We start from the raw sequence: 12,367 nt of genomic DNA, 5'->3' as shown, positions 1-12,367 counted from the left end.
ATGAAAGTTGTGTATTTTTCTTTAACTGGACAAACTAGACGTTTTGTTAATAAATTAAACTTAGATAGTTATGAGGTCACTGAAACAAATCCTTTTTATCGAATTGAAGAGGATTTTGTTGTGGTGGCCCCTACTTATGACATCGAAGTTACTGAATTAATGAACGATTTTATTGAATATAGTGATAACCTCTCCCATCTTAAAGGAGTCGCTGGAGGAGGAAATCGCAATTTTGCCGATTTATTTGTTTTTACAGCAAGGGATTTAGCGAAAAAGTATAACGTTCCGATGTTAATTGAATTTGAATTTAGCGGAACAGATCTTGATGTCAGTCATTTTAAGAAAGAGGTTGATAATATTGAACATAACTAAAATACCTAAAGAGCAAAATAATCCCAGCTATTTCAAGCTAAACAACCAATTGAATATTCCTGTTGATGGAAAAATTCAATTGCACAAAGATAGAGAAGCCGCTCGTGCTTACTTTTTAGAACATGTAAACCCAAATACGGTTTTCTTTCATACATTGAGAGAAAAATTGGATTATTTATTAGAAAATGACTACATTGAAGAAGAGTTTATCAATAAGTATTCATTTGATTTTATCAAGAAATTATTTCAAAAAACCTACGATCATAAATTCCGTTTCCGTTCATTCATGGGAGCGCATAAATTTTATACACAATATGCCTTAAAAACCAATGACAATCAACGCTATCTTGAACGTTATGAAGATCGAATTGCTTTTAATGCGCTATATTTTGCCGATGGAAATGAAGAATTAGCAATCAACTTGGCTGAAGAAATGATTACCCAACGTTATCAACCAGCAACACCATCCTTTTTGAATGCAGGTAGAAAACGTCGTGGTGAATTGGTTTCATGTTTCTTACTACAACTAACGGACGATATGAATAGTATTGGACGCGGTATTAATAGTGCGTTACAACTTTCAAGAATCGGTGGCGGAGTTGGAATTTCTCTTTCTAATTTACGTGCTGCTGGTGATCCCATTAAAGGATACGAGGGCGCAGCAAGTGGTGTTGTTCCTGTTATGAAATTGTTAGAGGATAGTTTTTCATACAGTAATCAATTAGGTCAACGTCAAGGTGCGGGAGCAGTTTATTTAAGCGTTTTTCACCCAGACGTAGTAGCTTTCTTAGCAACTAAAAAAGAAAATGCCGATGAAAAAGTACGTGTAAAAACCTTATCTTTAGGTTTAGTTGTACCAGATAAATTCTACGAATTGGCTAAAAATGATGACTATATGTATTTATTTAGCCCATACGATGTTGAACGTATTTACGGCGAACCGTTTTCTTATATTGATATTACTGAAAAATATGATGAGATGGTCAATAATCCTGAAATTAAAAAATCAAAAATTAAAGCTCGTGATTTAGAAATCGAAATCAGCAAATTACAACAAGAATCAGGATATCCTTATATTATTAATATTGATGCTGCTAACCGTAGCAACCCAGTCAAAGGAAAGATTTTAATGAGCAATCTTTGTTCAGAAATCCTACAAGTGCAACAACCATCAGTAATTAACGATGATCAGAGCTATGACGAGATTGGTACGGATATTAGTTGTAACTTGGGTTCTAGTAATATTGTAAATCTAATGGCTTCACCAGATTTTGGGCGTTCAGTTAGAACGATGACACGGGCCTTAACCTTTATTACAGATAGTTCAGATATTGATGTTGTTCCATCAATTAAAAAAGGAAATGATCAAGGGCATACAATTGGGTTAGGTGCAATGGGATTGCATACCTATCTAGCTGTTAATCATGTTCATTATGGAGCACCAGAATCAGTCGAATTTATTGATATTTATTTCTTATTACTAAATTATTGGACATTGGTGGAAAGTAATAACATCGCCAAAGAACGTAATGAAACCTTTGTTAATTTTGAAGAATCTAAATATGCAACGGGTGAATATTTCGAGAAATATATTGAAAAAGCTTGGGCACCGCAATCAGATAAAGTCAAAGAATTATTTGCTGGAATTTTTATCCCAACCCAAGAAGACTGGGAAAAGCTACGTGCTGATGTAAAAGAATTTGGTTTATATAATCAAAATCGTTTAGCTGTAGCGCCTAATGGTTCGATTTCATATGTAAATGAAACAAGTGCAAGCTTGCATCCGATCACTCAAAGAATTGAAGAACGTCAAGAGAAGAAAACTGGTAAAACTTATTATCCAGCACCATTCTTATCAGATGATACAATGCCTTACTATAAGTCTGCATACGATATGGATATGCGTAAGGTGATTGATGTATATGCAGCGGCGCAACAACATATCGATCAAGGTATGAGTTTAACATTATTCATGCGTTCAACAATTCCAGAAGGATTATATGAATGGAAAAAAACGACTGAAAAACAAACAACCCGCGATTTAAGTATTTTACGTAACTATGCGTATCATAAAGGTTGTAAATCAATTTATTATATTCGTACATTTACCGATGATACGGAAGAAATTGGTAGCAATGCCTGTGAAAGTTGCTCAATTTAAACTCTAAAATGTATATGAAATAATTAAATGAAGAATAGTCTGAAGTTAAGTAAGTTTAAATTCAGAGCTGTTTTTCCAGATAAGAAGGGATTTTAAACTATGACTGAATCAGAGCAGTATGCTGCCATAAATTGGAATAGCTTTGAAGATATTATTGATAAAAAAACATGGGAAAAATTAACTGAACAATTTTGGTTAGATACACGAATTCCGATTTCTAATGACTTAGACGATTGGCGCAATCTTTCAAGTATTGAAAAAACTTTAGTAGAACGTGTATTTGGTGGATTAACTTTATTAGATACATTGCAATCACAAGATGGAATATCTGCTATTCGTGAGGACGTTCGTTCTCCACACGAAGAAGCCGTCTTAAATAATATTCAATTCATGGAATCAGTGCATGCTAAAAGTTATTCTTCTATCTTTAGTACATTAAACACACCTAGAGAAATTGAAGAAATTTTTAGTTGGACAAATTCAAACCCATTTTTACAAGAAAAAGCGAAAATGATTAATGGGATTTATCAAACAGGGACACCTTTACAAAAGAAAGTAGCAAGTGTCTTTTTAGAAACGTTCTTATTTTACTCAGGATTCTATACGCCCTTATACTATTTAGGTATTAACAAATTACCTAACGTAGCTGAAATCATCAAACTAATTATCCGTGATGAATCTGTCCATGGTACGTATATTGGTTATAAGTTCCAATTAGGTTTCAATGAATTGCCTGAGGAAGAGCAAAAAGCGTTACAAGGTTGGATCTACGAATTACTATATAAACTTTATGAAAATGAAGTCAAATATACAGAATTGCTATATGATACAGTTGGTTGGACTGAGGAAGTTAAAGTCTTCCTGCGTTACAATGGAAATAAAGCATTAATGAATCTAGGGATGGCAAGCTTATTCCCTGATACTGCTGAAGATGTAAATCCAATTGTGATGAACGGAATTTCTGCTGGAACAAGTAACCATGATTTCTTCTCACAAGTTGGGAATGGTTATTTACTTGGTGAAGTAGAACCAATGCAACAAAGCGACTACGATGTAATCTAAAAATTTGAAAAGTGATGATGTTGTTCTATATTTTATTATAGAAGAAACATCATTGCTTTTTTTACATATTGGGGAACTTAATTATGGCAAAGAAAGAGTTTTTAGAAAGTTTAAAGGAATATATTCAGCTAAAATTACGAGCGGAAGAGAGTCAATGTTTGGATATACAAGATTTAATTAGAGTAGTATATGAATTTAGCTAAGGACAATAGCATTTATGAAGTGAGCGTTTGAGGCAGTTTTAAATCTGACTTTATGAATCAAATGGTAAAATTTAAATTAGCAAAAAATAAATCCGACAAAGAATGTAAAACTTAAACAAAAAAGCTAATCAACCGCAAATGTGATTGATTAGCTTTTGTTCTATTTATTAGTCAACATCATCTAACTTCACCTTGTTGGCAGCAATTACAAAAGGTGTCCAAATAATTAACGCGATGACGATATTTATAAGTGAAAGTACAATAGAACGCCAGTCACCACCTGTGGCTAGGAAAGCATTGATAACAGGTGGCATAACCCAGATTACACTAACAACTACCGGTGAAACAAGGTCATTCATTGTAGCAAAGTATGCAACGCCAGCCATGACACATGGTGCTAGAATCATCGGAATCATATAAAGGGGATTTAAAACAATCGGCATCCCAAACATAATGGGCTCATTAATATTAAAAATCCCAGGTCCGATACCTAATTTGGCAACAGTCTTAGAATCTGATCGTTTAGAAAAGAGAAAAATAGCTACAATTAACATTAACGTAGCACCAGAACCACCTGGCATAATGAAAGCTTGGAAGGTTCCTTGAACCCATTTGTAGGGAATCGCTTGACCATTTTGAAAAGCATTCATATTTTGGTTCATAGCATTGCCCCAGATAGTTGAAAGAACCGGAGCCATAACATTGTCACCATGAATTCCAAAGAACCAAAGTAGATGAATCAGAAAAACAATTAATAAAACCGCGCCAAAACCTTGAGAAAGATTCAAAAGTGGTTCTTGGATGGTAGCTGTAATCCAATCAATCATAGGCAGCCCAGTTGCTTTTGCAAAACCATAATTGATTAATCCACAAGTATAAAGAGCTACACAAGCTGGAATAATTGCTGCAAATGCTTTTGATACAGCTGGTGGAACAGAATCAGGCATCTTAATGGTAATGTTTGCTAACATTAATTTCGAGAAAATGATAACGGAAATGAAACCAAAGATAATAGCTGAAAATAAACCAGAGCCACCCATGTGCAGATCAAAATTAAAAAAGCCCCAAGCGCTAGAAACAATTGTATCCCCATTTGTAACACTTCCACCAGCTTCTTCAATTAAATGAATCATAGTAGTAGGTATTTTTTCAGACAAAGTTAAATTTGCTACAGCACTTTGAGTTAGCCCCATAAAAAAGGCAGCTAAAGCAACAACCCCACCTGAAAGTGGATCGACATGATAAACTTTTGCTAAATTATAACCAAAAGCAACTGAGAAAATGACGGCTACAATTGCTAGTGACCCTAACCAAACATACCCATTAATATCAATGATGGGTTGCATTGTTTTTACAAAACCAGTAAAGCCCCATGTTGTTGGAAAATCTCTTAAAAAAGCATTTAATAAGACCGCAATTGAACCAGCCATAGTTGCAGGCATTGTTCCAATAAAACCATCCCGTAATGCAACTAGATGTTTTTCATTTCCAATCTTAGCTGCAATCGGAATCAGGTGTTTCTCCATCCAAAACATTAAACCTTGCATTCTTTCTCCTCCTCTAGTAGTTAAGTAACTCTCTAAGTAAAGCGCTTCACTTAATATTTATTATAAATAATGAAGAATTAGTTTAATAGGGTTTTACTCAATAAAGAATTTAATTACTATGGAAGGAAAGCGTTACCTTTACGTGACGTAGGGTTACATGTTAAACTAATGCTGGAAGTTAAGGAGGATGTCAGATGTTATTTCTTGAGGAACAAGTGGAATTAAACGATACAGAAATGGAAATATACCATTATATTACTGATAACATAGATAAGGTCATTTTTATGCGAATACGAGATTTAGCTGATGAAGTTCACTATAGCACCACCACAGTATTGCGCTTCTGTCGCAAATTTGAATGCCAAGGGTTTGCTGAATTTCGGATAAAGCTAAGAATGTTCCGTAAAAATCAAAAACCGATTCCAATTGATACAACTGACGAAACGACCTATATTGATTTTTTAAATCGAACAGCCCAATCTGAATTTAAAAAATCAGTTCAAGAAGTTGTAGATATATTAGCAGAATCAGAATTAGTCATCTTTATAGGAATAGGTGCATCTAAATTGATGGCAGAATACGGTTCCTTATATTTTTCATCTTTATTTTTACTATCTATTCACATTGATGACCTGGCAAACCATCCTTTGTACTACATGTCGGATCAAGTATCTAAAAAGCTATGCTTATTTATTGTTTCAGTAGATGGGGAAAATCAAGAGATTATCAAAAATATCCATCATTTAAAATTGCAAAAAACAAAAATTGTCTCTATTACTAATAGTGCCAAATCAACAATAGCTCGATTGTCAGATGCTAACATTTCCTACTATATAAATAAAGAACAGTTTCAAGAAGCAAATATTACCTCCCAACTACCAGCCTTATATACAATTGAGCTAGTTGGGAAAGAAATGCGGAAGCAATTAAATCTAAAAGATATCATTCAGTAAATAAGTAGGGTTTCAGTTGCTATCAAAATAAGATTACGGTATGCTTGTGATAGCATTAGACGTAAAGGAGTGTCATCAAGAATGAAAAATATGGATCAAAAGAAAATTTTTAGTATTATGAGTTCAGTGTATTCAACATTGATTATTTTATTCCTTCTATTGTTCTTTCTCAATAGAAATACAAACTCGATTCTTATTGATATCTGTTTAATTGGATTACTAGTTATAGCTATTTTATTTACAATTATTATTGTTCTAAATTACCTTAGCCAAAGAAAGTAAGAAGGAAGCCTTTCATTATGGAAGGTTTTTTATTTTATCAAAAATACAATTAGTATTCAAAAAAGTGCATGATATAAGTCCTGTTTAGAATTCAAAAAAGCCTATAAGTTCATTAATCTATTTTTTTATGGATGTTAGGTAGCCAAAAAATTCTGGGAAATAGAGCAAATATATCTATTAACACGTCATTTTTAAAAAATATATAGAAAAATATACATTGAATTTAAAAAAATATGAATAAAAATGGAGAATATAGGAAAATATACAAACTAATTTCTTGTAAATAGAAATTAGTTTGTATATTTTAAACGAATGATAATGGGAGTTAGTCATTTAAAGTTCGTTCTTTATGACTGTGGATAAGAGTATTTGGTAGTAGGTAAACACTAATGTTCACATTTATATAAAAAAGTAAAAAAATAGTAAAAAAGTGTTGACGAAACCTATGATACTTGGTATATTAGTACATGTCCTCAAGACGTCACAACGTTTTGAAGAAAAAGAAATTTAAAAAAGTTGTTGACAACGAATTGACCATGTGTTAATATTTAGAAGTTGTCAAAACGACAAACGAAACAAATTAGACCTTTGAAAACTGAACAAAGTAAGACGAACCAAATGTGTAGGGAGCTTCAACAAGGTTGAAGCGAACAAACAAAAAAGTGAATAAATATTCGCTAGCAAGTCAAAATAATGAGCATAAGACTTCGGTCTTAATCATACTTTTATATGAGAGTTTGATCCTGGCTCAGGACGAACGCTGGCGGCGTGCCTAATACATGCAAGTCGAACGCACGAAGTTGGAAAGCTTGCTTTCTAACCAAGTGAGTGGCGGACGGGTGAGTAACACGTGGGTAACCTGCCCATAAGAGGGGGATAACATTCGGAAACGGATGCTAATACCGCATAGTTTCAGGAATCGCATGATTTTTGAAGGAAAGGTGGCTTCGGCTACCACTTATGGATGGACCCGCGGCGTATTAGCTAGTTGGTGAGGTAATGGCTCACCAAGGCAATGATACGTAGCCGACCTGAGAGGGTGATCGGCCACACTGGGACTGAGACACGGCCCAGACTCCTACGGGAGGCAGCAGTAGGGAATCTTCCGCAATGGACGAAAGTCTGACGGAGCAACGCCGCGTGAGTGAAGAAGGTTTTCGGATCGTAAAACTCTGTTGTTAAAGAAGAATAAGGATGAGAGTAACTGCTCATCCCCTGACGGTATTTAACCAGAAAGCCACGGCTAACTACGTGCCAGCAGCCGCGGTAATACGTAGGTGGCAAGCGTTGTCCGGATTTATTGGGCGTAAAGCGAGCGCAGGCGGTTCTTTAAGTCTGATGTGAAAGCCCCCGGCTCAACCGGGGAGGGTCATTGGAAACTGGAGAACTTGAGTGCAGAAGAGGAGAGTGGAATTCCACGTGTAGCGGTGAAATGCGTAGATATGTGGAGGAACACCAGTGGCGAAGGCGACTCTCTGGTCTGTAACTGACGCTGAGGCTCGAAAGCGTGGGGAGCAAACAGGATTAGATACCCTGGTAGTCCACGCCGTAAACGATGAGTGCTAAGTGTTGGAGGGTTTCCGCCCTTCAGTGCTGCAGCTAACGCATTAAGCACTCCGCCTGGGGAGTACGACCGCAAGGTTGAAACTCAAAGGAATTGACGGGGACCCGCACAAGCGGTGGAGCATGTGGTTTAATTCGAAGCAACGCGAAGAACCTTACCAGGTCTTGACATCCTTTGACCATTCTGGAGACAGAACTTTCCCTTCGGGGACAAAGTGACAGGTGGTGCATGGTTGTCGTCAGCTCGTGTCGTGAGATGTTGGGTTAAGTCCCGCAACGAGCGCAACCCTTATTGTTAGTTGCCAGCATTCAGTTGGGCACTCTAGCAAGACTGCCGGTGACAAACCGGAGGAAGGTGGGGATGACGTCAAATCATCATGCCCCTTATGACCTGGGCTACACACGTGCTACAATGGATGGTACAACGAGTCGCAAGGTCGCGAGGCCAAGCTAATCTCTTAAAGCCATTCTCAGTTCGGATTGTAGGCTGCAACTCGCCTACATGAAGCCGGAATCGCTAGTAATCGCGGATCAGAACGCCGCGGTGAATACGTTCCCGGGTCTTGTACACACCGCCCGTCACACCACGAGAGTTTGTAACACCCGAAGCCGGTGAGGTAACCTTTTAGGAGCCAGCCGTCTAAGGTGGGATAGATAATTGGGGTGAAGTCGTAACAAGGTAGCCGTATCGGAAGGTGCGGCTGGATCACCTCCTTTCTAAGGAATTAACGGAACCCAACACATTCGTCTTTATTTTGTTCAGTTTTGAGAGGTCTAACTTCTCAAGATAGAAACTTGTTCTTTGAAAACTGGATACTGTATTAAAAAAGTAAGTTAAGTAAGAAACCGAGAAACACCGCGTTTTAAATGAGTTTTTTAATTAGTTCTTATCGTAAGATAATGAATAAACATTAACTAACAGGATTGTTTTAGCAATAAAACCTTCCACACAAACTATTTGTGCAGGAATGCAACAGAATTTTAGGATTGAACTGCAATGAGCCTCGAAGCGTACTAACGTACGTCAGAAGTGAATGAAGGAACAAGACGATGAAGACTGAAGCAGTACCAACAAATAAGGTTAAGTTAATAAGGGCGCACGGTGGATGCCTTGGCACTAAGAGCCGATGAAGGACGGGACTAACTCCGATATGCTTTGGGGAGCTGTAAGTAAGCTTTGATCCAAAGATTTCCGAATGGGGGAACCCAGCATTTTTTATAGAATGTTACTGCTAGCTGAATACATAGGCTAGTAGAGGTAGACGCAGAGAACTGAAACATCTAAGTACCTGCAGGAAGAGAAAGAAAATTCGATTCCCTGAGTAGCGGCGAGCGAAACGGGAAGAGCCCAAACCAACAAGCTTGCTTGTTGGGGTTGTAGGACACGACATTAAGAGTCATAAATGAGTTTTGTAGAAGAAATGACCTGGAAAGGTCTGCCGAAGAGGGTAAAAGCCCCGTATTTGAAACAAAGTTCACTCTGTTGTGTATCCTGAGTACGGCGGAACACGAGAAATTCCGTCGGAATCCGCGGGGACCATCCCGCAAGGCTAAATACTCCTTAGTGACCGATAGTGAACCAGTACCGTGAGGGAAAGGTGAAAAGAACCCCGGAAGGGGAGTGAAAGAGTACCTGAAACCGTGTGCTTACAAATAGTTAGAGCCCGTTAATGGGTGATAGCGTGCCTTTTGTAGAATGAACCGGCGAGTTACGATTACATGCGAGGTTAAGTTGAGAAGACGGAGCCGTAGCGAAAGCGAGTCTGAATAGGGCGAATGAGTATGTGGTCGTAGACCCGAAACCAAGTGACCTACCCATGTCCAGGTTGAAGGTGCGGTAATACGCACTGGAGGACCGAACCCACGTATGTTGAAAAATGCGGGGATGAGGTGTGGGTAGCGGAGAAATTCCAATCGAACTTGGAGATAGCTGGTTCTCTCCGAAATAGCTTTAGGGCTAGCCTCGGAATTAAGAATCATGGAGGTAGAGCCACTGTTTGGACTAGGGGCCCTTCTAGGGTTACCGAATTCAGATAAACTCCGAATGCCATTGATTTATATCCGGGAGTCAGACTGCGAGTGATAAGATCCGTAGTCGAAAGGGAAACAGCCCAGACCACCAGCTAAGGTCCCAAAGTTACTATTAAGTGGAAAAGGATGTGGGGTTGCTTAGACAACTAGGATGTTGGCTCAGAAGCAGCCATCATTTAAAGAGTGCGTAATAGCTCACTAGTCGAGTGACCCTGCGCCGAAAATTTACCGGGGCTAAATAGTACACCGAAGCTGTGGATAGAACCATTGGTTCTATGGTAGGAGAGCGTTCTAAGGGCGTCGAAGCTAGACCGTGAGGACTGGTGGAGCGCTTAGAAGTGAGAATGCCGGTATGAGTAGCGAAAGACGGGTGAGAATCCCGTCCACCGTATGACTAAGGTTTCCTGGGGAAGGCTCGTCCTCCCAGGGTTAGTCGGGACCTAAGCCGAGGCCGATAGGCGTAGGCGATGGACAACAGGTTGATATTCCTGTACCAGTTTCTTTTGTTTGAACAATGGAGGGACGCAGTAGGCTAAGAAAAGCGCGCTGATGGATATGCGCGTCTAAGCAACAAGTCTTGACGTGAGTTAAATGCTTGCGACTATAAGGACAAGTTGTGATGGGGAGGGAAATTTAAGTACCGAAGTTTCTGATGTCACACTGCCAAGAAAAGCTTCTAGTTAGAAAGAAATTGCCCGTACCGCAAACCGACACAGGTAGTCGAGGAGAGTATCCTAAGGTGTGCGAGAGAACTCTCGTTAAGGAACTCGGCAAAATGACCCCGTAACTTCGGGAGAAGGGGTGCTGACCAATTGGTCAGCCGCAGTGAATAGGCCCAGGCGACTGTTTATCAAAAACACAGGTCTCTGCAAAATCGTAAGATGACGTATAGGGGCTGACGCCTGCCCGGTGCTGGAAGGTTAAGAGGATGGGTTAGCTTCGGCGAAGCTCAGAATTGAAGCCCCAGTAAACGGCGGCCGTAACTATAACGGTCCTAAGGTAGCGAAATTCCTTGTCGGGTAAGTTCCGACCCGCACGAAAGGCGTAACGATCTGGGCACTGTCTCAACGAGAGACTCGGTGAAATTATAGTACCTGTGAAGATGCAGGTTACCCGCGACAGGACGGAAAGACCCCATGGAGCTTTACTGCAGTTTGATATTGAGTGTTTGTACAGCTTGTACAGGATAGGTAGGAGCCATAGAAATCAGGACGCCAGTTTTGATGGAGGCATTGGTGGGATACTACCCTTGCTGTATGACCACTCTAACCCTCGCCACTGATCGTGGCGGGAGACAGTGTCAGACGGGCAGTTTGACTGGGGCGGTCGCCTCCTAAAGAGTAACGGAGGCGCCCAAAGGTTCCCTCAGAATGGTTGGAAATCATTCGTAGAGTGTAAAGGCAGAAGGGAGCTTGACTGCGAGACCTACAAGTCGAGCAGGGACGAAAGTCGGGCTTAGTGATCCGGTGGTTCCGCATGGAAGGGCCATCGCTCAACGGATAAAAGCTACCCTGGGGATAACAGGCTTATCTCCCCCAAGAGTCCACATCGACGGGGAGGTTTGGCACCTCGATGTCGGCTCATCGCATCCTGGGGCTGTAGTCGGTCCCAAGGGTTGGGCTGTTCGCCCATTAAAGCGGTACGCGAGCTGGGTTCAGAACGTCGTGAGACAGTTCGGTCCCTATCCGTCGCGGGCGCAGGAAATTTGAGAGGAGCTGTCCTTAGTACGAGAGGACCGGGATGGACACACCGCTGGTGTACCAGTTGTTCCGCCAGGAGCATCGCTGGGTAGCTATGTGTGGAAGGGATAAACGCTGAAAGCATCTAAGCGTGAAGCCCCCCTCGAGATGAGATTTCCCATTGCTTCGGCAAGTAAGACCCCTGAGAGATGATCAGGTAGATAGGTTGGAAGTGGAAGTACAGCGATGTATGGAGCGGACCAATACTAATCGGTCGAGGACTTAACCAAGAAAGAAACGGTGAAGAAGGCAACAGAACAACTTACTTTAATACAGTACCAGTTTTGAGAGAACAATTTCTTTCAATTAAATAATGAATCAGTAAAGCATTTTTTCAACAAATTGCAAGTGAATCGAGGATGTAACTGAGCGAGCATCGGAATGTACTAATGTACATGAGAAGCAAAGTGAAGGAAACAGCCGAAGAGTCGCAACGTAAGTTGGCGGAAAAAAA

The 12,367-nt window shown here is 39.7% G+C and carries 5 protein-coding genes and 2 rRNA genes; 6 read left to right on the top strand and 1 reads right to left on the bottom strand.

Features of this window, described 5'->3' with window-relative positions; all coding sequences use genetic code 11:
- The 3 genes from nrdI to nrdF all read left to right on the top strand — a co-directional run bounded on the left by nrdI (position 1) and on the right by nrdF (position 3,595).
- The gene (nrdI, locus tag BR43_RS08050; RefSeq protein ID WP_034560940.1) at positions 1-372 is read left to right on the top strand and encodes a class Ib ribonucleoside-diphosphate reductase assembly flavoprotein NrdI; all 372 of its coding nucleotides are present in this window, start codon (positions 1-3) and stop codon (positions 370-372) included.
- Entirely contained in the window at positions 359-2,533 is a 2,175-nt protein-coding gene (gene nrdE, locus BR43_RS08045; protein ID WP_034560938.1) for a class 1b ribonucleoside-diphosphate reductase subunit alpha, read from the top strand. Before nrdI ends, nrdE begins: the two co-directional genes overlap by 14 nt.
- 99 nt (positions 2,534-2,632) lie before the next feature.
- Entirely contained in the window at positions 2,633-3,595 is a 963-nt protein-coding gene (gene nrdF / locus BR43_RS08040) for a class 1b ribonucleoside-diphosphate reductase subunit beta (protein WP_034560936.1), read from the top strand.
- A 370-nt stretch (positions 3,596-3,965) separates the two neighbouring features.
- Here nrdF and BR43_RS08035 read toward each other — a convergent pair whose 3' ends face one another.
- A complete protein-coding gene (locus BR43_RS08035; protein ID WP_034560935.1) occupies positions 3,966-5,345 on the bottom strand; it encodes a PTS sugar transporter subunit IIC in 1,380 nt (459 codons plus the stop codon).
- A gap of 194 nt (positions 5,346-5,539) precedes the next feature.
- Between BR43_RS08035 and BR43_RS08030 the strand changes: the two genes are divergently transcribed.
- From BR43_RS08030 to BR43_RS08015, 3 genes are all read left to right on the top strand, one after another.
- Positions 5,540-6,298 (top strand): MurR/RpiR family transcriptional regulator, encoded by a 759-nt coding sequence (locus BR43_RS08030; RefSeq protein WP_034560933.1) that lies wholly within the window; start codon positions 5,540-5,542, stop codon positions 6,296-6,298.
- A gap of 1,007 nt (positions 6,299-7,305) precedes the next feature.
- Positions 7,306-8,860: ribosomal RNA gene (locus BR43_RS08020) — 16S ribosomal RNA — on the top strand.
- Between the two features lie 362 nt (positions 8,861-9,222).
- A 23S ribosomal RNA gene (locus BR43_RS08015) occupies positions 9,223-12,143 on the top strand.
- The 16S and 23S rRNA genes sit together here, the layout of an rRNA operon.
- Positions 12,144-12,367: the final 224 nt, after the last annotated feature.

Source organism: Carnobacterium gallinarum DSM 4847, from assembly GCF_000744375.1.
In the GTDB taxonomy this organism is placed as follows: Bacteria; Bacillota; Bacilli; order Lactobacillales; family Carnobacteriaceae; genus Carnobacterium; species Carnobacterium gallinarum.
The sequence above is the reverse complement of the archived record's forward strand: the minus strand, read 5'-3'. Positions and strand labels throughout refer to the sequence as shown.